General features: G+C 37.6%; 20 protein-coding genes. 9 read left to right on the forward strand and 11 right to left on the reverse strand.

Features of this window, described 5'->3' with window-relative positions; genetic code table 11:
* The first annotated feature begins 8 nt into the window (after positions 1-8).
* Positions 9-944 (forward strand): tRNA epoxyqueuosine(34) reductase QueG, encoded by a 936-nt coding sequence (queG, locus tag ACXACQ_RS03355; RefSeq protein WP_474974512.1) that lies wholly within the window; start codon positions 9-11, stop codon positions 942-944.
* Positions 945-967: 23 nt separating this feature from the next.
* Here the strand turns inward: queG and ACXACQ_RS03360 are convergent, their stop codons facing one another.
* Together ACXACQ_RS03360 and ACXACQ_RS03365 are read right to left on the reverse strand one after the other, a co-directional pair.
* Complete coding sequence (locus ACXACQ_RS03360; RefSeq protein ID WP_474974513.1) at positions 968-1,408, reverse strand: hypothetical protein; 441 nt, start codon at positions 1,406-1,408, stop codon at positions 968-970.
* A 157-nt stretch (positions 1,409-1,565) separates the two neighbouring features.
* Complete coding sequence (locus tag ACXACQ_RS03365) at positions 1,566-1,751, reverse strand: hypothetical protein (RefSeq protein WP_474974514.1); 186 nt, start codon at positions 1,749-1,751, stop codon at positions 1,566-1,568.
* 168 nt (positions 1,752-1,919) lie between these two features.
* On the opposite strand from ACXACQ_RS03365, the gene ACXACQ_RS03370 reads away from it, so the two are divergent.
* The 4 genes from ACXACQ_RS03370 to ACXACQ_RS03385 are packed head-to-tail and all read left to right on the forward strand — an operon-like array spanning position 1,920 to position 6,545.
* Positions 1,920-3,359, forward strand: coding sequence for a BatD family protein (locus ACXACQ_RS03370; protein ID WP_474974515.1), 1,440 nt, complete (start codon positions 1,920-1,922; stop codon positions 3,357-3,359).
* A gap of 19 nt (positions 3,360-3,378) precedes the next feature.
* Positions 3,379-4,458, forward strand: coding sequence for a chorismate synthase (aroC, locus tag ACXACQ_RS03375; RefSeq protein ID WP_474974516.1), 1,080 nt, complete (start codon positions 3,379-3,381; stop codon positions 4,456-4,458).
* Between the two features lie 15 nt (positions 4,459-4,473).
* Positions 4,474-5,901: a dicarboxylate/amino acid:cation symporter gene (locus tag ACXACQ_RS03380; protein ID WP_474974517.1), complete on the forward strand. Its 1,428-nt coding sequence runs from the start codon at positions 4,474-4,476 to the stop codon at positions 5,899-5,901.
* 50 nt (positions 5,902-5,951) lie between these two features.
* Positions 5,952-6,545, forward strand: a complete 594-nt coding sequence (locus ACXACQ_RS03385; protein WP_474974518.1) for a NifU family protein — start codon at positions 5,952-5,954, stop codon at positions 6,543-6,545.
* Positions 6,546-6,612: 67 nt separating this feature from the next.
* Here ACXACQ_RS03385 and ACXACQ_RS03390 read toward each other — a convergent pair whose 3' ends face one another.
* Together ACXACQ_RS03390 and guaB are read right to left on the reverse strand one after the other, a co-directional pair.
* A complete protein-coding gene (locus ACXACQ_RS03390; protein WP_474974519.1) occupies positions 6,613-9,438 on the reverse strand; it encodes a T9SS type A sorting domain-containing protein in 2,826 nt (941 codons plus the stop codon).
* Positions 9,439-9,602: 164 nt separating this feature from the next.
* Positions 9,603-11,072, reverse strand: a complete 1,470-nt coding sequence (gene guaB / locus ACXACQ_RS03395) for an IMP dehydrogenase (RefSeq protein ID WP_474974520.1) — start codon at positions 11,070-11,072, stop codon at positions 9,603-9,605.
* 125 nt (positions 11,073-11,197) lie between these two features.
* Between guaB and ACXACQ_RS03400 the strand changes: the two genes are divergently transcribed.
* The 3 genes from ACXACQ_RS03400 to ACXACQ_RS03410 all read left to right on the forward strand — a co-directional run bounded on the left by ACXACQ_RS03400 (position 11,198) and on the right by ACXACQ_RS03410 (position 13,025).
* The gene (locus ACXACQ_RS03400) at positions 11,198-11,854 is read left to right on the forward strand and encodes a septal ring lytic transglycosylase RlpA family protein (RefSeq protein ID WP_474974521.1); all 657 of its coding nucleotides are present in this window, start codon (positions 11,198-11,200) and stop codon (positions 11,852-11,854) included.
* A 65-nt stretch (positions 11,855-11,919) separates the two neighbouring features.
* Positions 11,920-12,513 carry a nicotinamide riboside transporter PnuC gene (gene pnuC, locus ACXACQ_RS03405; RefSeq protein ID WP_474974522.1) on the forward strand — a complete coding sequence of 198 codons (594 nt, stop codon included), beginning with the start codon at positions 11,920-11,922 and terminating at the stop codon, positions 12,511-12,513.
* A complete protein-coding gene (locus ACXACQ_RS03410; protein WP_474974523.1) occupies positions 12,510-13,025 on the forward strand; it encodes an AAA family ATPase in 516 nt (171 codons plus the stop codon). Before pnuC ends, ACXACQ_RS03410 begins: the two co-directional genes overlap by 4 nt.
* 3 nt (positions 13,026-13,028) lie before the next feature.
* On the opposite strand, the gene ACXACQ_RS03415 is transcribed toward ACXACQ_RS03410, so the two are convergent.
* The 7 genes from ACXACQ_RS03415 to mazG form a co-directional block, all read right to left on the reverse strand.
* Complete coding sequence (locus tag ACXACQ_RS03415; protein WP_474974524.1) at positions 13,029-13,679, reverse strand: lipoprotein signal peptidase; 651 nt, start codon at positions 13,677-13,679, stop codon at positions 13,029-13,031.
* Positions 13,680-16,976: an isoleucine--tRNA ligase gene (ileS, locus tag ACXACQ_RS03420; RefSeq protein WP_474974525.1), complete on the reverse strand. Its 3,297-nt coding sequence runs from the start codon at positions 16,974-16,976 to the stop codon at positions 13,680-13,682.
* 24 nt (positions 16,977-17,000) lie between these two features.
* Positions 17,001-19,352, reverse strand: coding sequence for an efflux RND transporter permease subunit (locus ACXACQ_RS03425; RefSeq protein WP_474974526.1), 2,352 nt, complete (start codon positions 19,350-19,352; stop codon positions 17,001-17,003).
* 158 nt (positions 19,353-19,510) lie between these two features.
* The gene (locus tag ACXACQ_RS03430) at positions 19,511-20,845 is read right to left on the reverse strand and encodes a deoxyguanosinetriphosphate triphosphohydrolase (protein WP_474974527.1); all 1,335 of its coding nucleotides are present in this window, start codon (positions 20,843-20,845) and stop codon (positions 19,511-19,513) included.
* A 116-nt stretch (positions 20,846-20,961) separates the two neighbouring features.
* A complete protein-coding gene (locus ACXACQ_RS03435; RefSeq protein ID WP_474974528.1) occupies positions 20,962-21,777 on the reverse strand; it encodes a zinc-dependent peptidase in 816 nt (271 codons plus the stop codon).
* A gap of 3 nt (positions 21,778-21,780) precedes the next feature.
* The gene (locus ACXACQ_RS03440) at positions 21,781-23,328 is read right to left on the reverse strand and encodes a glycine--tRNA ligase (protein WP_474974529.1); all 1,548 of its coding nucleotides are present in this window, start codon (positions 23,326-23,328) and stop codon (positions 21,781-21,783) included.
* A 95-nt stretch (positions 23,329-23,423) separates the two neighbouring features.
* Complete coding sequence (mazG, locus tag ACXACQ_RS03445) at positions 23,424-24,248, reverse strand: nucleoside triphosphate pyrophosphohydrolase (RefSeq protein ID WP_474974530.1); 825 nt, start codon at positions 24,246-24,248, stop codon at positions 23,424-23,426.
* A gap of 83 nt (positions 24,249-24,331) precedes the next feature.
* Between mazG and ACXACQ_RS03450 the strand changes: the two genes are divergently transcribed.
* Positions 24,332-24,559 carry a hypothetical protein gene (locus ACXACQ_RS03450; RefSeq protein ID WP_474974531.1) on the forward strand — a complete coding sequence of 76 codons (228 nt, stop codon included), beginning with the start codon at positions 24,332-24,334 and terminating at the stop codon, positions 24,557-24,559.
* Positions 24,560-24,566 lie beyond the last annotated feature (7 nt).

Consider the following 24,566-nt stretch of genomic DNA (forward strand, 5'->3'; position numbering starts at 1 on the left):
TTTTCAGCGTGCAATCGGCAGCAGATAGAAGTATAATAATTAAGAAAATTGCGCAAGAGCTGGGCTTCATGCACTGCGGCATTGCCAAGGCAGAGTTTTTAGAAGATGAGGCTCCCAAGCTCGAAAAATGGCTAAACAAAGGCTTGAATGGAAAAATGGCTTATATGGAAAACCATTTTGACAAACGCCTTGACCCAACCCTGTTAGTGCCAGGCGCCAAATCTGTAGTTTCACTAATTTACAACTATTACCCAGAGCAACAGCAATCAAATGACACTTACAAAATAGCCAAATACGCATATGGGAAAGACTACCATTTTATAATAAAAGATCGTCTTAACCAGTTTATGGAAAGAATAAAAGAGGAAATTGGTGATGTTGATGGTCGCGTATTTGTAGATTCAGCACCGGTAATGGAAAGGTCTTGGGCTCAAAAAAGTGGCCTTGGCTGGATAGGCAAAAACAGCTTATTACTGAACAAAACAGCAGGCAGTTTCTTTTTTCTGGCAGAACTAATCATTGACTTAGAATTATTGGCCGATGGTCCAGTGAAAGATTATTGTGGCACATGCACAGCCTGTATTGACAACTGCCCTACAGATGCCATTACCCAACCATATGTAATTGATTCTAACAAATGCATATCCTATTTAACCATAGAGTTAAAGGAAGAAATACCCGAAGAATTCAACAATAAAATGAAAGATTGGATTTTTGGTTGTGACATTTGTCAAGATGTATGCCCTTGGAATAGATTTTCAAAAGCCCACAATGAGCCAGCTTTTCAACCTCATCAAAACCTGTTAGAATACAGCAAACGCGATTGGGAAGAAATAACCCATGAAGTTTTTAATGAAGTTTTTCGGAAGTCCGCTGTAAAAAGAGCTAAATATGACGGTTTTAAAAAAAATATAATAACCGCTACAAAAAACAAAAAAGGGTAAGATCACTTACCCTTTTTTGTTACTTATAATTTTTTATATACCAGCCCAGGGCCGTCACACATTTGCCAAGTTCCTGCAATATGTTCCTCATCTTGCACCCTAAACATTTCTTTTAAATCACCAGTACAGTTACCTATCAACTCACTTTTTTGTTCATATTCAAACTCAAGATACTCACCATCAGACAAGGTTTTGAGAGTATAACTTCCACTTGCTTTTTTCTCTTCACCTGCCGTTTTTCTGGTTTTAACAAAGTTACCTTCGGGGTACAATCTGATCACCTCCTGATAAGGCAAGTTGGCACCTTCCAGCTGGGAGCCTCTCATACGCCCCATAAATTTTGTTAATTGATATACCTCCACAGTTTTGCTAATTGATACATTATCAGTGGCTTGACTGGCACTTTTCTTAGAACACGACACTAGCCCCAACAATGCAATACTTAAATAAAGTAGGTTTTTCATAAGTTAATTTGGTTTATCACTAAACAACCACAGTACCCTAAAGTTGATTAAAAAACTAGTGAGTTTACAAATTAATTATCTGCTTTATTTTGGGCATAAAAAAAACCCTGACAAAATAATCAGGGTTAATATCGTTAAATCCAACTAATGGAAATGCTTAATTAACTACAAAGCAGCGACTGAGCACATAAGGGTACTCTTCATTAAACTTGGTGTAACACCAGCTTTTCAATTCATGAACCTCATCATCTATTAAGGTGTGGATAGCTTTTTTTAACTCTTTTTCAAAAAGTTTAGCATCAAAACTCACCTTCATGAGTATGGTTTTAACATATTCTAACATAAGGGTTCGTAGTTTAAAAATTAATATAATAAACCATCTTTATGGTTTAAGCGGCTTTTTTAATATACAAAATAATTACAGTTTATTAAAGTATTGCCCTAGATTTGTACGTTATAGAAGGCATAAGGTTCTAAAAAAATTATGGGTATGATATATCGCAGGCTATACATGCTGGCACTAATTGCAGTTTCAGCGATGTTTTTTAACCAAGCATTCGCGCAAGAAATAAGCATAGAATTAGGGCCAGATCAAATCGGAGAAAATCAAGTATGGACAATTACCGTCACAGCATCTAACGAGAGGCTCAAAGGTTATGGTGATTTTCCTGATATTGATGGTTTTCAAAAAAGAGGAACCTCGTCCTCTTCATCCACTCAAATAATTAATGGGCAAATTTCCTCAAAACAGAGCGTAACCATGTCCTACTCTCCCTCCAGAAAAGGCAGCTTTACGCTTAAAGCATTTCAAATGGAAATTAATGGCAAAATGGTCAGCTCTCCGGGCAAAACCATTACGGTTGGCGATGCAGTAACTCGCCAACAACGCAACGACCCTTTCAAAAACTTTTTTGACAGAAGTGACCCATTTGATAATTTCTTTGGTGAAGAAAAAGAAACCGAATTTGTGGATGTAAAAGATGAAGCATTTTTAGCACTTACCACCGACAAGCAAAGCGTATATGTGGGTGAAGGGCTAACAACTACTTTAGCTTTTTATGTAGCTGAAAGCAATAGAGCACCTCTTCAATTTAGTGATTTAGGCAAGCAGCTGTCAGACATACTTAAAAAATTAAGACCCCAAAACGCCTGGGAAGAAAATTTCAATATAGAAAACATTAATGCTGAAAGGATTCAAATCAATGGAAAGTCATACTCTCAGTATAAAATATATCAGGGAGTATTCTACCCATTAAATGCTGAGCCTATTACATTTCCTAGTGTAGGGTTAAAGATGATTAAATATAAAGTAGCCAAAAACCCATCTTTCTTTGGGCGCAATCGTCAGGAAGATTTCAAAACTTTTTACAGCAAGGCAAAGACTATAGACGTTAAGAAATTACCCCCTCACCCATTAAAAGACCAAGTGGCAGTAGGAGATTATAAACTTGATGAAAGAGTAAATAAAACGGATTTAAAAACTGGAGAAAGCTTCTCTTACGAGTTTAATATCTATGGTGAAGGTAACATTTCAGCCATTACCGAACCAACTGTGGACGGAGGCGAAAACTTCGACTTTTATGATCCTAATGTCACTCAAAACATCAACAGAAAGAATAATCGTGTAACCGGAGCTAAATCTTTCCATTATTATGGAATACCTAAAGAACCCGGCAATTACGATTTCAAAAATTATTTTGAGTGGATTTTCTTCAACCCTAAGACTAAAAAATACGATACCTTATCATCTCAAAAGCATGTAGTAGTAACAGGGGAGAGCAAAAAGAATGAATCTATACAAGCTAATGACTTGGGCTCATTCTATGATGCTATAAGTTTAGAAGATAACACCTTGCACAGCACAACTAGCTTTGAATGGACTAAAATCTTTGTCAACATTTTTATTTTGGCTATGTTAGCGGTATCAGCTGTAATCATATTCAAAAAATAACCTACCAACTTTTTTTACTGTGGGAAACTCTTTCGGTACATTATTTAAAATCACAACTTTTGGCGAATCTCATGGCAAGGCCTTGGGCGTAACTATTGATGGTTGCCCTGCTGGGCTTGAGATAGATGAGGCGTTCATCCAGAGTGAATTAACCAGGCGTAAACCTGGACAATCAAAAATCACCACTCAACGAAAAGAAGACGATAGTTTTGAAATTCTATCTGGTGTTTTTGAAGGTAAATCTACCGGCACTCCTATCAGTATTGTCATTAGGAATACAGACCAAAAGAGTAAAGATTACTCCCACATTGCAGACAAATATCGTCCTAGCCATGCAGACTATACTTATGATGCTAAATATGGCATAAGAGACTACCGTGGTGGAGGACGTAGCAGTGCCAGAGAAACCGCTGCTCGTGTAGCTGCTGGCGCTGTTGCCAAAATGTTATTAAAACATATTGGAGTAGAAATCAATGCGTATGTATCGCAAGTTGGTGAAATTAAAGCTCCGCATTATACCGAATTAGATTTTGCTAAAACGGAAGATAATATAGTAAGATGCCCAGATGCCGCAACTGCTGAAAAAATGATCTCATTAATAGATGAGGTAAGAAAAGACCGAGATACTATTGGTGGATTAGTAACAGGGGTAATTACCAAAGCACCGGTTGGTTTGGGCGAGCCTGTTTTCGACAAACTGCATGCTGAGCTAGGGAAAGCTATGCTAAGTATTAACGCGGTAAAAGGCTTTGAGTATGGAAGCGGCTTTGAGGGAATCAAAATGAGGGGATCTGAACATAACGATCATTTCGAAGCAGATGCTGACAAAGTATCAACAAAAACAAATTATTCGGGCGGAATCCAAGGTGGTATTTCTAACGGAGAAGATATATATTTCAATGTAGCCTTTAAACCTGTGGCTACTATTATGCAAGACCAGCCTTCAATAAATCAGTCAGGTGAGGCCACCACAGTAAGTGGTAAGGGGCGGCACGATCCGTGCGTTGTTCCCAGAGCAGTACCGATTGTGGAAGCTATGGCCGCGTTGGTAATAGCTGATTTTTATTTAATTAACCAAACGGTTAAATTAGGGGCTTAAATTTTTTTACCTTTTATGAAAAAACTCCCACTGCACGTAAAAATTATTCTCGGACTTGTCGCTGGTATTATTTGGGCCTTCATCTCGAGCTCATTGGGCTGGAACCAGTTCACCATTGACTGGATCGATCCTTTTGGAGCCATCTTTATCAGACTATTGAAGTTCATTGCAGTACCACTAGTTTTGTTCTCTATTATTGGAGGAGTTTCTGGACTTAGCGATGTTTCGAAACTTGGCAGGTTGGGTGCTAAAACTTTAGGCATATATTTACTTACTACAATTATAGCCGTGGGTATAGGACTAGCGTTGGTCAACTTAGTTAAGCCTGGCACCTTCTTAGATGACACTCAAAGGTTAAAGAATAGAATAGAATACGAAAAATGGGTACATGCTACTGATGATGTAGAAAGTGTAAAAGATAATAAAAGTGTACTAACAGACCCTAAATATAAAGACAAGGTTGAGGCAATAGCTAGTGAGGAAACTATAGAAAGCGCCAAAAACAATCAACCAAACGTTAATGTAGAAGATAAATTAAAGTCTGCTGAAGCCAGCAAAAATGCTCCTCCGTTACAATTTATAGTTGAAATGGTCCCTGAAAACATTTTTCAGGCCTTAGGCGATAATGGCCTTATGCTGCAAGTTATATTCTTCGCCATATTCTTTGGCATTTGTATAGCTATGGTACCTGCTGAAATAGGCCAACCCATTATAACATTGGTTAATAGCGTTAATGAAGTGTTTTTAAAAATGGTAGATATTGTAATGAAAGGAGCTCCTTTCTTTGTATTTGCCTTACTCTCTGGCGTGATAGCAAAAATGGCCGATACACCGGCTGAAGTGATACAAATATTTAAGGGGCTAGGTTCTTACTCTATCACATTGATTGTGGGCCTAGGCTTTATGATCTTTGTATTCTACCCTGCTCTGGTATTAATTTTCGTTAAGAAACTGAGTTATAAGGAATTCTTTTCTAATATAAGCCCTGCGCAATTTTTAGCATTTTCTACAAGCTCAAGTGCAGCTACACTACCTGTAACCATGGAGTGTGTGGAAGAAAACATGGGCGTATCGAAAAACATAAGTAGTTTTGTACTACCAATTGGTGCTACTGTAAATATGGACGGCACTAGTTTATACCAAGCAGTAGCCGTTATCTTTTTAGCTCAGCTACACATGGTAGATCTTACCCTAGGACAGCAACTTACCATTGTACTTACAGCCACATTAGCCTCTATCGGCTCTGCCGCAGTGCCTAGTGCAGGCTTGGTAATGATGATTATCGTTTTACAGTCTGTAGGGTTAAACCCAGCTTGGATAGCAATTATTTTCCCGGTAGACCGAATCCTTGACATGTGCCGTACCGTAGTAAATGTTACAGGCGATGTTGCTGTTTCAACATTAATTGCTAAGTCAGAAGGTGAACTTCCTAAATATTCTTAAACGTTATAGGAAGAAATTACGTAACAGTTATTAGCCTTAAAATAAAGAATATGGAAGCAGAAAAAGTAAATAAGGAAAACAGGTTAGTGCATGTATACATGGAGGCTAACCCTAACCCCAACTCTTTAAAATTTGTAGTAGACTTCATGTTACTACCAACTGGTGTTAGTCATGATTTTCCTAGTGTAGAGAGCGCTGAAGAAGCTCCATTAGCTAAGGAGTTATTCCAGTATGATTTTGTGGATAGAGTGTTTTATATGGCGAATTTCATAACTGTAACCAAAAAAGAAGGTACAGAATGGGAGGAGATTAAAGGAACACTTAAAGAACATATAAAAAACCACTTAGAGGCTGCAAAGCCTATCCTAAATGAAATTAAGGAGGAAGAGTTATTTGATGAAAATGATTCTGAAACCGTTAAAAAAATCAAGGGTATTCTTGATGAATATATAAAACCTGCGGTTGAGCAAGATGGAGGAGCAATCTCTTTCCATTCGTACCACGATGGCGTAGTGAAAGTATTGCTACAAGGTTCATGTAGTGGCTGCCCGTCAAGTACAGTAACATTAAAAGCCGGTATTGAAAACTTGCTAAAAAGAATGTTACCTAATGAAATACAAACCGTAGAAGCCGAAGGAGTATAATATTAACTTGCCATTTTATTATAATCTAAAAAGCCTGCTTGCTTCCAAAGCAGGCTTTTTAATTTTATCAATTTGAGACTATAAAGTTATAGTGACTCGTAACACCTCCTGTAATTGACAAAATATAATTGCCCGCTCCTAACTTTTGATTAAAGTTAAGTTCCAATTCATTTTTACCTGCCTGTACTTCATGGTGCTGAAGTAGCAGCTGCCTACCATACACATCTATAACCTTAAGTGTAACTTCACCGCTAGAGATACCTGGCAATGTAAACTGAACTCTAATGTTTTCACCATTACTAGGCACAGGAAATATTGTTACATCTTCTGCACTAGGAATATAATTAACGCGCTGTACCTGAGAATAAGTAAATGTACCATCGTAATCTGTTTGCTTAAGCCTATAATAAGACACCCCCGCTAATGGATTCTGATCCTCCCAAACGTAGTTATTTACTTCGGTAGTGGTGCCTTTGCCTTGAATAGTTTTGAGTGCCTCAAAAGCTTTTAAATCAGCTCCACTTCTTTCTACGGTAAAGAAATCATTATTCAACTCAGAGTCTGTAATCCACTTTAACTGTACCGCATCCTGTTCAGTAATCTTCGCCTCAAAAGATCTTAATTCCACTGGTAGTGGCCCATCATCATATTGAATTCCAAAAGGAGAAAAATCTTGAACGCCCATAGCCCCTGCATTATAAGGCCCATTACCCGCTGCGGATGTTTTTGCTATTGCCTCCCATAGCTTACCATTATAGTGCATCACATTAATAGCTGAACGTTCAAAGCCTTGAAGCTCTCTATTTTTATTCCATTGAAAGTTTAAATTGGCATTAGATCCACCTTTAGTTCCTTCATCGATATACCAAGTAAGGTCTACAACTTTTTCAAAAATATTTTCTCCTATACATGCACCTAACAAGCTAATACCATTACACATTCTTACAGAAAAAACATCCTTTACACCTGTACTATTATTAATAGAAAGGGGTGCATAATCTGATAGACCAACAGGAAACTTAACATTGCCCGTACGACCACCACTCCCTAAGCCTTCTTGCTCCAATGCTCCTTCATAAGAGACCTTAACATAGCTATTATTATCACCTCCTATTATATTTCCAGACTCGGCAATAGTCACATTATTATCTATAACCTCCAACAACCCTTGGTCCAACCGGAATTGGTTAGTTACCCGCACGTCCTGACCTAGGATTAAATTAGCATTGTCTTTGTCTAATCTTAAATTATAAAAAGTCTGTGCTTTATCTCCCTCAATATATTGAGTTTGATTACCGTTAATGATCACAGTCCTATTGCCCTCAACAAAAGCATCAGCCTCATCACTGGTATTCTTCCAGTCTCCTCCCAAATTAATATCATCCCTATTTCTATTAACATCCAGAATGGCACTAGCAGCAATCATCAAATCCCGCTCTACATTAAGATCATTAGTAGTATATTTAATACCATTTCCCGACAAACGAATGTTACTGTAGGTTACCGGTATAATATTTTGATTTCCATTACTACTGTACTCGAACAAATTATCCCCCTCATTAGTAGTTAATATTCGCCTTACATCAGCATCAATATTTGTAGAAGCAAAAGACCAATTCCACACTGCTTGGTCATTATTATTAAGAGCCCCACTATTTGGGATATTCAGAAAATCACCAGTTTGATTTAATACACCATTGTTATTAAGGTTAAACCTCCTGTTATTGAGGTCTAAAGCATTGAATGTTAAAATACCGTTATTATCTAGTTGAGAATCATTACCATTAACCAATAGGCTATTAGTTGCTGTTATTTCAGCGTTATTGATAAATAAATTATTCGCATCATTTAAGTATAGATAATCAGTATTAAAAACTCCTGTGGCATTGTGAGTATATTGGGCATCCCCCTCATACAAAGTCATCAAATTATCGATAATGAATTCTCCCGTACCTGCATCAACAACACTAACACCTTCTCGTAAAACCATATTGGTTAACCGAATACTCCCATCATTAGATAAGGCATACAAAACATTAGGGTTAGTAAACCATAATTGGGATGTATTCCCTGACGAATAAATTTCACCCCCATCTCTTACCTTTAAAATCCCACGCGCTATAGAAAGGTTATTATCATTTCCCCATGTTAAGTTTCCGGTATTGTAAACATCTACTATACCTGCCTCGGCATTAGAGGTAATAGAGACTGTATTGTTATTACCAATTACTGCTGCCTCTGAAGCTGTAGGCGTACAGTTACACGGTGGCTGCGCCTCAGAAAAATCATTAGCTGACCAGGTGGTACCATCGTTCCACCTCCCATTTTTCCTAGAATAGAGCGAAACCACTTCATTAACACTAATATTTTCGATTTCAACGTATTCTTCTAAAGTAAAGAATATGATTCTAAAATAGTCTACTTGAATTTTAACAATGATTTGAAGTGAAGTACCTGAAAAAACTTGCTCCAATTGCTCTGATGTTTCATCTGCATCAATAAATTCACTCTCACGTTCAAAGAAAGAAGTCTCTGGTCCCCCGTCTAGTTTATAATAGAATTGAACATAATCACGGTTTCTAAACGTACTCCAAAACCAGCTTAACTGCGCGTTTACTTCTACATAATTATAATTAGAAATATCTATTACTTCAGATGTCCAAATGGCCTCAGTTTCAGAATTTCTAACTAAGAACCTATTACCGGAGGCAAATACATCACCATTACCATTATAAGTAATTTCCCAATCTGGGGCAGGGTTTGCTGTATTCTTGTTTCGCCCTACAGTGGCATTGTTATATCCTGAAAAGTTTTCATTCCATATAACTGACTGAGCAATAGTATGCTGATATGAGTACATCAGCAATAGGATGGTTATTAGATACTTTGACATTAGGGTTGAGTTAAGTTAGGATTCAAATCCGCCACAACACAAACCTTGCCGATTAACGACAGAAAATGTCATTCATCGATAAAACCCTACGGCTTATCGATTATAATATATAAAAAAATTAAAACTGGAACGAGGCTACACCCGCACTCGTCCCAATTTGGTACTTATCGGCTATAATTGGGAGCTTCCCTTGTAATGAATATATCGTGAGGGTGACTCTCTTGCACACCAGCAGCAGTGATCTTCACAAACTTAGCATCGTTAAGCCCTTCTATGGTGCTTGCACCACAGTAACCCATGCCCGCTTTAAGGCCTCCTACCAATTGATATAGCACTTCAGAAACCAGTCCTTTGTAAGGAACTCTACCCACAATACCTTCAGGCACTAATTTCTTTATATCATCTTCAGCATCTTGGAAATATCTATCTTTAGAACCATCTTCCATAGCTTCTACAGATCCCATACCTCTATATGACTTGAACTTTCTTCCTTCGTATATGATCACTTCACCAGGAGCTTCTTCAGTACCAGCTAAAAGCGAACCAATCATTACACTACTTGCACCACCGGCAATGGCTTTAACCACATCTCCTGAAAAACGAATTCCTCCATCGGCAATCACTGGCACGCCCATTCCTTTTACAGCTTTGGCACACTCATAAACGGCTGATAATTGAGGAACACCTACACCTGCAATAATCCTTGTAGTACAAATACTACCTGGTCCTACACCCACTTTTATACCATCAGCACCTGCCTCAGCTAATGCTTTTGCAGCCTCTGCAGTGGCTACATTACCTACTATTATGTCAAGATCAGGAAACTTAGCCTTCACTTGCTTACAAGCATCTATAACACCTTTAGAGTGGCCATGTGCAGTGTCTATACTAATCACATCAACACCGGCTGCTTTTAAGCCTTCTACTCTATCTAATAAATCTGGAGTAACACCCACTGCAGCACCAACTCTTAGTCTACCATACTCGTCTTTACAAGCATTGGGCTTATTTCTATTCTTAAGAATATCTTTATAAGTAATTAACCCTGTAAGAATACCATCTTTATTTACAATAGGTAATTTTTCAATTTTGTGCTCTTGAAGAATATCTTCTGCCTTATCAAGACCAATGTTTTCCTCTGCCGTGATCAGGTCATTCTTGGTCATGATTTTATCTATAGGCGTAGACATATCTTTGTGAAACCTCAAATCTCGGTTGGTAATGATACCAATGAGCTTACGGTCTTCATCTACCACAGGAATACCACCTATCTTATACTCTCTCATGATTGACTCCGCATCTGCCACATTAGAATTAATGTTGAGCGTAATAGGGTCAAGAATCATCCCACTTTGTGATCTTTTTACTTTACGCACCTGCTGTGCTTGTGCTTCCTTAGTCATATTCTTATGAATAAAACCAAGTCCGCCTTCTAAGGCCATAGAAATAGCCAAATCAGCTTCGGAAACAGTATCCATAGCTGCTGAAACAAATGGAATATTTAACTCTATATTTTTAGTTAATTGAGTCTTGGTTTGTGTGTCTCTGGGAAGAACTTCAGAGTAACCGGGTTGAAGCAGTACATCATCATATGTTAAAGCCTCAAAAAGAAATTTGGATTGGTCTAAAGACATAGCAAATAAGCGTTAGTGTTATTTGCCGGACAAAACTAAAGAGATTCGATAATATAAAAAACGAATCGTAGTTAATTAATTTTAACTTAGATGATCAAATTGTTATTTACCCCATTATTTCATTCATGAGAATATTTTCACTTGTTATTTTTTTACTTTTTGCAGGCACAGCAATAGCACAAACACAATCAGGAAAAGCATCATATTATGCAAATAAGTTTCAAGGAAGACCTACAGCCAGCGGCACTCCTTATGATGCCCGTAAATTTACCGCAGCCCATAGGTCTCTGCCCTTTGGTACTCATGTAAAAGTTACAAATCTTAAAAACGAAAAATCGATAGTAGTAGAAGTTAATGATCGCGGCCCCTTTGTTAAGAACAGAATAATTGACCTTTCTTATGCAGCAGCAAAATCTACAGGCATTATTAAAGCTGGCGTAGCCGATGTAAGCATAGAAGTGGTAACTATTAATGACAATGTAGGCGACCAAGATGAACCCTCGTTTTACCAGATTGAAGTAACCAAACTGCGCCCAACAGGCTTTGGAGTTCAGATCATGAGCTTTGCTCAAATGGACAATTATGTTGCTTTCGTAGAAGACTTACAAGAAACCTACAAAAAAGAAGATATACTACTACAGTCTAAAACCGTAAAAGGACAAAAAGTACATGCCATCATATTGGGGCAGTATAAAACAAGAGAAGGGGCCGTTAAACTCCAAGAAAGCTTACTCAAATCTTACCCTGATTGCTATGTGATAGATTTTTCTAAATTTAAATAATCTGCGATTATTATATTAATAACGGTAAAGGAGTAATTATTATCTAATAACTTTACAGCCTCAAAATGACTCAAGTAATAGATTACATCCTCACCATCAACCCCTATGAAGCTGCGGGTTTAATATTTGGCTTACTTTCAGTAATATTTCTGATAAAGGAAAATATATGGACATGGCCAGCAGGCATAGCTTATGTACTAGTTTCGTTTGTAATCTTTTGGCAAGAAAAACTTTATGGAGACTTTATTCTTCATATAGTGTTTTTGGTACTCAATATTTATGGCTGGTGGTTTTGGGTAGCAGGAAGCAAAAAGAGTGAAGAGGAAGTACCCATTACTCATAGCTCTACCAAATATTTAGTAATAACATCATTATTATCTATTCTGGGTATTATAGTATTTGGCTACATCATGGAGAGATGGACAGATAACTTAATGCCTTATTGGGATGCTTCTACTACCGTATTAAGTTTATTTGGTATGTGGTTAACTGCTCGTAAGAAAATAGACAATTGGTACTTTTGGTTCATTGTAGATGTACTGGCCACTGGCATCTATTTTTATAAAGGAATACAGTTCTACGGATTATTATACTTAATCTATATAGGGCTTGCTATTTCAGGTTACCTTACCTGGAGAAAAACCATGCTTGCACAATGAAAAAAGTAGTGGTAATAGGCCCAGAATCTACCGGAAAAAGTACCTTATCACAATTGCTATCTGAGCACTACAAAACTAAATGGGTGCCAGAATATGCCAGAGAGTATATCGACCAATTGGATAGAGAGTATGAAGAAAATGATTTATTAAACATTGCTAAAGGTCAACTAGCCTCAGAAGATAATTTAGCAGCAGAGGCTTCTAAATTATTAATTTGCGACACAGACCTTATAGTAATTAAAATTTGGGCTGAGCACAAATACGGCAAGTGTTCGGAAGAAATACTAGAGATCATTAAAGAACGTAATTACGATCTATACCTTCTTACCTACATTGACATACCGTGGGAGGAAGATCCTCAAAGAGAAAACCCAGAATTAAGAGAATATTTCTATAACTTATTTAAGCAAGAGATATTAAAAACAGGGACTCCTTTTGTGGAGATAAAAGGAGATTTTGAAGAAAGAAAAACAACAGCGATCAAAGCTATTGATGCACTGTTGTTTTCCTGAATATTAAGATATTATTTTTTCGTTTTCTGCTAGCTGCCCTTCGCCCTGCTCACCCATGATAACCTCAGAATTATCTTTATTCTTTAAATATCTTTTTTGGAATAATAGAATTATCACTACCCCAATAAAAATACACGAATCAGCAATGTTAAACACTGGACTAAAGAATAGGAAATAATCACCACCTACACGAGGCACCCAGTCAGGGTAGTACCCATCAAACAAAGGGAAAAACAACATATCTATCACCTGACCATTGAACCAAGGCGTAGGAGCTCCATCAGGGGCATTACCTAAAAACACCCCATAAAAAGTACTATCCACTACATTGCCTACAGCACCTCCCAAAATAAGCCCTAGGCACCAAAGTAATCCAGGCTTAGCTCCTTTCTGATACAAGTAATAAAGGTAATAACCAATACCTCCTGTAGCGAGTAACCTAAAACCTGTCAATGCCAACTTACCATAAATGTGGTTGGACTTGATACCAAAGGCCATGCCCGGGTTTAACAAATAATGTAATTTAAACCAGTCTCCAATAACAGAAATCTCACCAGCGGTACCCATTTCCATATTGTAATAAACCAAAAGTTTAACCAGTTGGTCTAATAAAATTACACCCAGCGCGAGTAGATAATACCTGTATAATTTCATTTAAGCTTCAATTTTAACCTTTAACTTGTGCTCATCCATCTCTAGCTCATTACCATCAGCTACGCTATCGATAATATCTAAAGATAAAGCTTGAGTTTCATTACAGATATATTCTCTGTTGGCTTCTAACGCAGCATTAACCAAGTCAGTATTCTTTTCTATATTAATCTTGATCTTATCCTGCACTTCTAAGCCCATGTCTTTTCTCAAATTTTGCACACGGTTAACCAAGTCTCTAGCAATACCTTCCTTCTTCAAATCATCAGAAATAGTAATATCCAGTGCTACAGTTAATCGACCTTCAGAAGCCACAGACCAGCCAGGAATATCCTGATAGTTGATCTCCACATCCTCCATAGTCAAGGTAATTTCACCATCTGCTATTTGAATAGCAAGTTTATTTTCGGCCTCTAGCTGAGCAATATCTTCAGGTGAAAATTGATTAATCTTCGCTGCTATATCTTTCATTTTAGGACCATATTCCTGTCCTAATTTTCTAAAGTTAGGCTTTATGTTTTTTACCAAAACACCAGACTCATCATCTACAAATTCTATTTCTTTGATGTTCACCTCAGAAAGAATGAGCTCCTCCACGGCACTTACCTGACGCTTAAACTGATCGTTTAGCACGGGTAATAAAATTTTAGATAATGGCTGACGAACCTTAACCTTGTGTTTCTTACGCAATGAATGCACCAATGAAGATACATTTTGCGCTAAGGCCATTCTCTGCTCCAAATCAGTATCCACTACGCTATCATCTTTAACAGGGAAGCTGGTTAAATGTACAGATTCCTGAGCGTCTTGCTTGGTTACTGCATTTAAATCTTGATACAACTGATCCATGTAGAATGGTGCAATTGGTGAACCAAGTTTAGCAATAGTCATCAAGCAAGTGTATAATGTCTGGTATGCAGCCTTTTTATCTTCATTATATTCACCTCTCCAGAAACGCTTTCTGTTAAGACGAACATACCAGTTACTTAAATCATCTATAGTAAAATCTTGAATTAAACGTGCAGCTCTGGTTGGCTCATAATCATTATATGCAGCATCCACCTTTTCAATTAAGCTATTTAATTTAGACAATACCCAGCGATCACTTTCTGTTCTTGCAGCAGCGGCATCACCATCTTGGTAATTAAAGCCATCGAGATTAGCATAAAGTGCAAAGAATGAATAAGTGTTTTGTAGTGTACCTAAGAATCTTCTTTGTACCTCAATAACACCATCAATATTGAATTTTAAGTTATCCCAAGGGTTAGCATTGGAGATCATGTACCAGCGCGTAGCATCTGGCCCGTGCTCTGACAGTGTTTTAAATGGATCTACAGCATTGCCTAAACGTTTAGACATTTTGTTTCCATTTTTATCTAACACCAATCCGTTAGCAATAACGTTTTTGAACGCCACCTTATCGAATAACATACCTGCTATAGCATGCAAAGTAAAGAACCAACCACGTGTTTGGTCTACCCCTTCAGCTATGAAGTCAGCAGGATAGTTAGCTTTAAAGATGTCCTCATTTTCAAATGGGTAGTGCCATTGCGCGTAAGGCATAGCTCCTGAGTCAAACCAAACATCTATTAGGTCTGGTTCACGGAACATTTTTTTACCGCTCTCACTCACCAATACTACATCGTCTACATAAGGTCTATGAAGATCGAAATCTTCACCAATAGACTCAGTCATAAAACCTGCAGCTATTGATTTTTCTACCTCTTCTTTCAGCTCAGCAATAGAGCCAATACACTTCTGCTCAGTTTTATCTTCTGACACCCAAATAGGTAATGGTGTGCCCCAGAACCTTGATCTTGAAAGGTTCCAATCTACCAGATTCTCCAACCAGTTTCCAAACCTTCCAACTCCTGTTGATTCTGGCTTCCAGTTAATGGTTTTATTAAGCTCTACCAGCTTATCTTTCATAGCAGTAGTCTTAATAAACCAAGAATCTAATGGGTAATAAAGAATTGGCTTATCAGTTCTCCAACAGTGAGGGTAAGAGTGTTCATACTTCTCTACTCTGAAGGCTCTGTTTTCTTCTTTTAATTTTATAGCTATAAGTACATCGAGCGACTTTTCAGGCTCTTCACCATCTGCATAGTATTCATTTTTAACATATAGACCAGCAAATTCTGTAATCTCCTTCACGTACCTTCCTTGCTTATCTACAATAGGCGATGGCTGCCCTTCGGCATCTTTCACTAAAATAGCTCCTATACCGGCTTGCTTCGCCACCCTCTGGTCATCAGCACCAAAGGTGGGTGATATATGCACTATACCAGTACCATCTTCGGTACTTACATAGTCACCAGGAATAACTTTAAAAGCAGGGCCATCTGGGGCAATGTATGGCATCAATTGCTCATACTCCATACCCACTAAATCTTTTCCTTTGTACTCTTCCACTACTTCAAAAGGGATAAGCTTATCACCTTCCTTGTAGTCTTCAATGTTTATTGCTTTCGCTTTGTCATTGAAATAAGTTGACAAACGATCTTTTGCAAGAATCACCTGAATAGGCTCAAAAGTATAGGCATTAAAAGTCTTTACTTTTACATAGGTAATATTCTCACCTACGGCCAAGGCAGTGTTAGCTGGCAATGTCCATGGCGTAGTAGTCCATGCTAGGAAAAATGTATTTTCTTCATTTACTACTTTGAACTGAGCAGTGATTGTAGTGTCCTTTACATCACGGTAAGTTCCTGGCTGATTGAGTTCGTGAGAGCTTAATCCCGTTCCAGCAGCAGGAGAGTATGGCTGAATGGTGTATCCTTTATAAAGCAATCCTTTATCATAAAGTTGCTTTAATAAGTACCATAAGCTTTCCATGTAATCCTTATTAAATGTTACATAAGGATCATCAAGGTCAACCCAATATCCCATTCTACGGGTGAGGTCATCCCACTGGTCTTTAAAACGCATTACCGTTTCACGACACTTCTTATTGTATTCTTCAACGGAGATTGTTTTGCCAATATCTTCTTTGGTAATACCTAGCTCTTTTTCTACCTGTAACTCTACAGGAAGACCATGTGTATCCCAGCCGCCTTTACGCTTTACCTGATATCCTTTTAAGGTTTTGTACCTACAAAAAATATCTTTTACCGCACGCGCCATCACATGGTGAATACCAGGGGTACCATTAGCAGATGGAGGTCCTTCAAAAAATGTGAATGTTTCGTTACCTTCTCTACTGCTTACAGACTTTTCAAATATTTGATTTTTCTTCCAAAAATCAAATATATTATCAGCTACTTCGGCATAATTGAGCCCTTTATACTCTTTGTATTTCACCGTTGCTCCTTTTAAAATGTGTAATTAATCAATCTTATTAGAAATGTTGTCTGAACCAATAACTTTTATCTGATCAAGATCAATTTCCTCATCTTCATCTTCTTGATAAAAACCATCGTCATACTGCTCAATAAGTGGATGAGCATTTTTATCCCTCTTGCCATCGTCAAATGTTAACAATAAGCTTGGAAGCAAAATTAAGTTAGTGAACATGGCTATCAACAACGTGGTAGATGTTAGGATACCTAATGCTATAGTACCACCAAACTCAGAACCTGCAAACACTCCAAATCCAGCAAAAAGGATAATAGAAGTATACATCATACTGGCTCCGGTCTCACGCAAACTTTTGCTTACCGCTAAAGGAACAAAGAATTTATTAGCAAATAACTCTTGTCTATACTTTGCTAAAAAGTGAATAGAGTCATCTACTGAAATACCAAATACAATACTAAAGATAAGCGCTGTACTTGGCTTTAATGGTATACCAGCATACCCCATAATTCCGGCTGTAATCATAAGCGGTATTAGGTTGGGTATAAGTGATATCAATATCATTCTTACATTAGCAAATAGCGCTGCCATGATGATAGCAATAATTACAAATGCCAATATAAGACTCATTCTCAAGTTATGAATTAAGAAATTATTCCCTTTGATAAACAATGGTGTAGTACCAGTGATGTCCACAGTAATATCAGTACCTGCAAATACGGAGTCTATCTCTGGCTTAATCACATTGTTAATTAATGAATCCATCTTATGTGAACCAATATCCGCCACTTGCATAGAAACTCTCATTTTTTGAAATGTACTATCTACAAATGAATTGAACAACCCACTATTATCAGACTGCCCCTTCATATAAGCAAGAATAAACTTTCTCTCCCTTCTATCTGGCAATGAATACTTAGCAGGGTTATTTTTATAAAAACCTTGTTTAGACGCTTTAACAAAACTCACTAATGAAATCGGATTTGAGATATCACGGTTTGAGGCCAAGAACTGCTCAAACTCATCAATCTTCTTCAAATTCCTAGGGTTATTAATAACTCCCTTTCTTTTGTGAGTATCTACCACTATCTCCAATGGCATGATACCACTAAAGTTCCTTTCAAAAAAGGCCAAATCTTTTCTTACATCACTTTCTTCAGGTATGTCATCTACCATATAAGAAACCGCTCTTATTTTCATCAACCCTATGGCCGATAACACTACAATAATAGCCGTAACAATGTATATATAACTTCTGTACCTATGAATCATTAGGTCCATCTTGGTAAGCACTTTATCCAACATTTGGAATTTCAAATGCTTTAGCTGCTTACCCTTTGGCGCTGGTAGCCATGAAAAAACAGCTGGTATAAGAATGATACTTACCAAGAAGGTAGCCATAATATTTAAACCGGCTACAATACCAAACTCTTTGAGTATTACAATATCAGTAGAGGCCAACACCAAAAATCCGATAGCAGTAGTAAAATTGGTTATTAAAGTAACTAAACCAATTTTTCGAATTACACGGCTAACCGCCATGATTTTATTACCATGTGTTTTGAACTCTTGATGGTATTTATTTAATAGATAAACACTATTAGGTATGCCTATAACTACAATCACAGGCGGTATTAGCCCTGTTAATAAAGTAATTTTATATCCGAAAAGCACTAGTGAGCCTAAGACCCAGATAACAACCACTGCAATAATGGTCATAGGGAAAACCACTGCATCCCACGTACGGAAGAAAAGAAATAGTATCAAAGCTGTAACTAATACTGATAAAAGTAAGAAGAGCTTCATTTCTCTACTTACTTTACCTGCTACTACGGCCCTTACAAATGGTAGCCCGGCATAATGTACTTTGATGTCCGTTTTTTCCTGAAATTTAGATCCCGCTTCTACTAGCTGATTCGTTAGCCCTTGTCTTTTTGGAGAATTGAGCACTTCCTTTTCGATAGAAACCAAAAGTAGTGTAGCTCCATTATCAGGATTCAACACCCTTCCGGTATAAAACTTTTGATCTAAGGCCAACCCTAACAAGCTATCAAGGTCATGTTGATTTCTAACCGACTTTTCAAAAATCGGCTCCATATCAAACTTTTTATTGACAGTATCTTTTTTGAGTCTTTGAATAAAAGGAAGTGAAATAACATTTTTCACCCCTTCAAAATGAGAAATCTCCTCGCTTAACTTTCTAAGCTCTTCGAACTTTTCTGTTGTATAAACCGAGCTGTCTCTTATCCCCAGCGCAATGATGTTTCCATCTTCTCCAAATTGCTTTTTGAAGTTTTGAAACACCACCATATCCGGATCATCGGTAGGAACCGTTTTGGCAAAGTCATAGCTCATCTCTACATCACGAGCGAAGAAAGCCATGACAGCAGTTATTATCGCGAGTACTGCCACTAGCAATAGGCGATATTTAATTATAATATGGGCGAGTTTAGTCCACATGTCAAAATAAGGTCACAAAGGTAATGATTTTAGATGTAAAGAATAATTATATTATTGCAAACCTAAATCATTACGTTATACTAAGAATTTGGTAATGAAATGCCTTTAATTTTTCTATAAAGAGAAATAGCATGAGTATCTGTCATGCCTGAGATAAAATCTATACAACTCATAAGCATGTCATACACATCTATATGGTCTTTAATTTCATCTTGAATCTCGATAGGTAACAGCCTCAAGATAGATTTGTTCCTTTTTGAGGGTATCCCTTCAAAGTAATATCCACAGGTGGCTGTTGTAAATATCTCCAGAAGCCCTGGTAACACTTCAAATCCTGCAGCTTCTGTTTCAGTTACAGTACGAGAGCGGTATATTTGCTTCACTGAAATATCGCATATATCGCCCAACACTTCAGCAGATGGAATAACATCGGCCAGAGCAGTATCAAAATCACCACTTAGCAATTCTTTCTCAGCATCTAAAAACAGTGCCGTGCACTCATCTATCAATTTACCTATAGCCATAGCCCTTAAAGTGCCTATGCGCTCATCAATGCTTTTAATCTGCTCTAGTTTCTCGGGCTGAAAACGTTCTCCAATTATTCTGGCAAATAAATCTACCGTATCATCATAGCTGACCAAGCCGAGCCTGCAGCCATCTTCTAAATCAATTAATTGATAGCAGATATCATCAGCAGCTTCTACTAAAAATGCCAGCGGATGTCTACTCCACACCGTATCCCCTCTATCTATCAAGCCTACATTAGTAGCTATAGCACTGAATATTTCATGCTCTGACTGAAAAAAACCGTATTTCTTCTGGCTCCTCAATTCCGCATTAGCATCGGGCAGTAAGGATTTCCTAGGATACTTACTGAATGCTGCCAAAGTAGCATAGGTGAGTTTTAGTCCTTGGTATCTTTCTTTATTTAATATCCTGAAGCCCTGGGCATTGCCTTCAAATGTGGTTAAATCTTTCCATTGCCAATCAGAAACGTGCTCTTTAAAGCGTGTACCTGCCTCATTATACCTAAAAAACTCTGAAATAGCGTCTTCTCCCGAATGCCCAAATGGTGGATTACCAATATCATGAGCAAGTGCAGCAGTAGCTACAATAGAGCCAAAATCATGGATAGAAAACTTGTCTTGGAGTGCTTTATTCCTCTGTATTATTACCTCTCCGGCACGCTTACCTAAAGACCTTCCCACACTGCTAACTTCCAGGCTGTGCGTTAATCGGGTATGTACAAAATCATACTCTGGCAATGGGTGCACTTGCGTTTTATCCTGAAGTCGCCTAAATGGGTGCGAAAAGATAATACGATCATAGTCCTGCTCAAAGGCACTGCGACTAATCTCATGCTGGTAAGACTTTTTCCCTAACCGTTGATTTGAAAGTAACTGTTCCCAGTTCATCTCTGTTTATTCAATATTGAAACTATAAACAGCTAAGGTAGCCCAATTTGCTTGATTGATAAACTTATTATGCCAGAGAATGCTAAAGACTATAAAATAATTATGTATGCTGTACTTTATCCTTGTAAAAGTCCTCTATTTTCAGGGTCTTGATTTAAAAGTGCAACCAATGTATTGTATAAATCAGGCAACTGAGCTTTAAATTTTGATGGGCTGGCGAAAAAGCATTCTAACGCAACTGCGAAAAATTCATACTCATCAGCACCAGCATATGAACGGAATAAATGCGGCTCCCCTCTATTGAGCTTCCCCATTTCTATTTGAGTGTACAAATCTAATTTAGCCAATGCTCTCTTATCCAGAAAATCAAACTCCTCGTTTCTTATCCGATTTTCCAAGTGAATAGCATGAGCCATTTCATGAATGCCAACATTATAATCATCATTAGATTCGTGACTTTCAATGAATGCTCGCCACGACAAAACAATTACACCCATTTTAGGATTTACTTCCCCTACGTGATATTTTCTCGTAATCTGAGAATAGTAAGAATCTGGGTATATTAAAATCCTTTTAAAATGTGCTAAGTAAATAGGAGAAAGGCCAAAGGTAAGCTGAGTAGCCGAAGCAGAAATTAAAACCTTCATTTCATCCGTTACCTTTTTAAAACCTCTGGGCACAAATTGCTTAGAGCATATAAAACGTTGCACTCGTTTCTGAAAGCGCAACTGATCTTTAGAAGATAAAGAAAGGTAGTAAGCACAATGTGTCTGGAGTATTTGCTTGTGCTTAGCAGGTAAAGGCATCTGCATTTTAACCAAGCGTTCGGCCTCTCCATAAATAGAAAAGCCAAACCTTCGGTTAAACAGTAAGTATATGATTCCTAAAAGGAGAAAAACAACTCCTGCTTCAGGAACATTATTTTCATTCAAGTTTTATTTCAATTGCTTTAGCAAACCTGTTAAAGACACTAAGCCTTCCACTCTGTTTCTTAGTTCGCTGATAGCTATTCTTTCTTGCTGAGCGGTGTCTCTATCTCTTAAAGTCACGGTATTATCTTCAAGCGTTTGGTGATCTACCGTCACACAGTATGGAGTACCTACAGCATCTTGCCTTCTATATCTTCTACCAATGGCATCTTTTTCATCATACTGACAAGTAAAATCAAACTTCAATTCATCAATGATTTCTCTTGCCTTTTCAGGTAGACCATCTTTTTTCAACAACGGCAATACAGCCACTTTGCTAGGTGCTAAAGCAGCAGGAATTTTCAACACTACTCTTTCACTACCATCTTCTAAAGTTTCCTCAGTATAGGCGGCAGAAAGCACTGCTAAGAACATTCTATCTAATCCTATAGAAGTTTCAATTACATAAGGAACATAACTTTTGTTCTCTTGCGGATCGAAGAATTGCAGCTTCTTACCAGAGTATTCTTCATGCGCTTTAAGGTCAAAATCAGTTCTACTGTGAATACCTTCTAACTCTTTAAAGCCCATTGGGAAATTAAACTCTATATCACAAGCAGCATTAGCATAATGCGCCAAATTCAAGTGATCGTGAAAACGATAATGCTCTTCCCCTAAATTTAAAGTCTTATGCCATTTGATACGCTTCTGCTTCCAGTCTTCGTACCAAGCCAACTCGTCACCAGGTTTCACAAAAAATTGCATTTCCATCTGCTCAAATTCACGCATACGGAAGATGAACTGGCGGGCAATAATTTCGTTTCTAAATGCTTTTCCTATCTGAGCTATACCGAAAGGTATTTTCATTCTACCTGTTTTCTGCACATTAAGGAAATTCACAAAAATACCTTGAGCGGTTTCTGGCCTTAAGTAAATTTTGTTAGCGCCTTCAGCCAAAGATCCTAACTCAGTAGAAAACATGAGGTTAAACTGCCTTACGTCTGTCCAGTTTTTAGAACCAGAAACAGGATCAGCTATACCTAATTCTTCTATTAATGCCTTTAATCCTGATAACTCACCGCTATCAATGGCAGATTTCATTTTATTATTGATATCATCAATCTGCTCATTATATTTTTTAACACGATCATTAGTAGCTATAAATTGATCTTTATCAAAAGCATCGCCAAAACGCTTAGCCGCTTTAGTTACTTCTTTATCAATTTTAGCTTCTATTTTCGCAATATATTCCTCTATTAAAACATCAGCACGATATCTCTTCTTAGAGTCTTTGTTATCGATCATGGGATCATTAAATGCATCCACGTGACCGGAAGCTTTCCAAGTGGTAGGGTGCATAAATATAGAAGCATCAAGGCCTACTATATTCTCGTGCATTTGCACCATTGATTTCCACCAGTAGTTTTTAATATTATTTTTTAGCTCTACTCCATTCTGACCGTAATCATATGCAGCACCTAAGCCATCATATATTTCACTAGAAGGGAATACAAACCCATACTCCTTAGCATGAGCTACTATTTTTTTCAAAAGGTTGTCATCTTGCTGTGCCATGGGCGCAAAGATAATAAAATGATTTTTATGAAAAATTGATTATAAAACGAATACGAAAGAAGATCTTGCGCTAAACAACAGCAAGCAAATAACAATTAAAGCTTTTTAGCTTCTTCCCAGTATTTATCCATTTCAGCCAAACTCATATCCGCTATATTTTTACCCTCTTTAGCAGACTGACTTTCAAGATATTGAAATCTTTTAATGAATTTCTTATTGGTTCTTTCGAGAGCCTCTTCTGGGTTAACATCTATAAACCTGGCGTAGTTAATTAATGAAAATAACATATCACCAAACTCTTGCTGTGCTTTCTCTTTGTCTATTTCTTTACCATCTTCTGGGTTAAACTCCGCCCTAAATTCACCTATTTCCTCTTCTACCTTTTCCCACACTTGCTCTGGGTGTTCCCAGTCAAACCCTACTCCTCTGGCCTTTTCCTGGATGCGCATGGCCTTCACCAAGGCTGGCAAAGATTTAGGCACTCCTCCCAAAACAGACTTGGGCTTATCTCCTCCACCTTCTTTTAGCTTTATCTTCTCCCAGTTTTCTTTTACTGTTTTTTCATCGGTAGCATCTACATCTCCATAAATATGAGGGTGACGGTTCACCAACTTATCGCACACCGAATTCAAAACATCTGCCACATCAAATTCCTTTTTCTCAGAAGCTATTCGTGCGTAAAACACATTATGCAACATCAGATCTCCCAGTTCCTTTTTCACCTCCTCCAAATCTCCTTCTATAATAGCATCACTAAGCTCGTAGGTCTCTTCAATGGTCAAGTGTCTCAGGCTTTCAAGCGTTTGCTTTTTATCCCATGGGCAGTTTTCTCGAAGCTCATCCATAATGGTAAGCAGGCGATCAAAAGCTTTGAGCTTTTCTTCTCTGTTAAGGTCAGGGGTAGTCTTAATTTCAGGCATGAATAAAATGAGTTTAAGAAACTTTAGATAAAGTAACTACGTTTCTAAAGTGATTACCTAGATTTGTACAAAAATAAATAATCATGACCACTTTATTATTGGGAATCGGATTAATAGCAGTGTTTTTCGTCCTTATGTCAGTAAGGCTAATCTTTGTGAAAAACGGTGAATTTAAAGGAACTTGTGCCTCTCAAAGCCCATACTTAAATAAAGAAGGTACCACTTGTGGCTTCTGTGGAAAAAAGGTAGGAGAAGGAGAATGTGGAAACGCTGATTCGGAGGTTAACAAAGTAATGTCTAAGTTCCAATAGGAACAAG

The organism is Fulvivirga sp. AWR4_260 (assembly GCF_056158185.1).

Bases quoted from the DNA above. Each gene is read 5' to 3' on its own strand.
- ACXACQ_RS03360 (WP_474974513.1), bottom strand. From the start codon at position 1,408: ATGAAAAACCTACTTTATTTAAGTATTGCATTGTTGGGGCTAGTGTCG.
- ACXACQ_RS03365 (WP_474974514.1), bottom strand. From the start codon at position 1,751: ATGTTAGAATATGTTAAAACCATACTCATGAAGGTGAGTTTTGATGCT.
- ACXACQ_RS03370 (WP_474974515.1), top strand. From the start codon at position 1,920: ATGCTGGCACTAATTGCAGTTTCAGCGATGTTTTTTAACCAAGCATTC.
- ACXACQ_RS03380 (WP_474974517.1), top strand. From the start codon at position 4,474: ATGAAAAAACTCCCACTGCACGTAAAAATTATTCTCGGACTTGTCGCT.
- ACXACQ_RS03385 (WP_474974518.1), top strand. From the start codon at position 5,952: ATGGAAGCAGAAAAAGTAAATAAGGAAAACAGGTTAGTGCATGTATAC.
- ACXACQ_RS03390 (WP_474974519.1), bottom strand. From the start codon at position 9,438: ATGTCAAAGTATCTAATAACCATCCTATTGCTGATGTACTCATATCAG.
- guaB (WP_474974520.1), bottom strand. From the start codon at position 11,072: ATGTCTTTAGACCAATCCAAATTTCTTTTTGAGGCTTTAACATATGAT.
- ACXACQ_RS03400 (WP_474974521.1), top strand. From the start codon at position 11,198: ATGAGAATATTTTCACTTGTTATTTTTTTACTTTTTGCAGGCACAGCA.
- pnuC (WP_474974522.1), top strand. From the start codon at position 11,920: ATGACTCAAGTAATAGATTACATCCTCACCATCAACCCCTATGAAGCT.
- ACXACQ_RS03410 (WP_474974523.1), top strand. From the start codon at position 12,510: ATGAAAAAAGTAGTGGTAATAGGCCCAGAATCTACCGGAAAAAGTACC.
- ACXACQ_RS03415 (WP_474974524.1), bottom strand. From the start codon at position 13,679: ATGAAATTATACAGGTATTATCTACTCGCGCTGGGTGTAATTTTATTA.
- ACXACQ_RS03425 (WP_474974526.1), bottom strand. From the start codon at position 19,352: ATGGCTTTCTTCGCTCGTGATGTAGAGATGAGCTATGACTTTGCCAAA.
- ACXACQ_RS03430 (WP_474974527.1), bottom strand. From the start codon at position 20,845: ATGAACTGGGAACAGTTACTTTCAAATCAACGGTTAGGGAAAAAGTCT.
- ACXACQ_RS03440 (WP_474974529.1), bottom strand. From the start codon at position 23,328: ATGGCACAGCAAGATGACAACCTTTTGAAAAAAATAGTAGCTCATGCT.
- mazG (WP_474974530.1), bottom strand. From the start codon at position 24,248: ATGCCTGAAATTAAGACTACCCCTGACCTTAACAGAGAAGAAAAGCTC.
- ACXACQ_RS03450 (WP_474974531.1), top strand. From the start codon at position 24,332: ATGACCACTTTATTATTGGGAATCGGATTAATAGCAGTGTTTTTCGTC.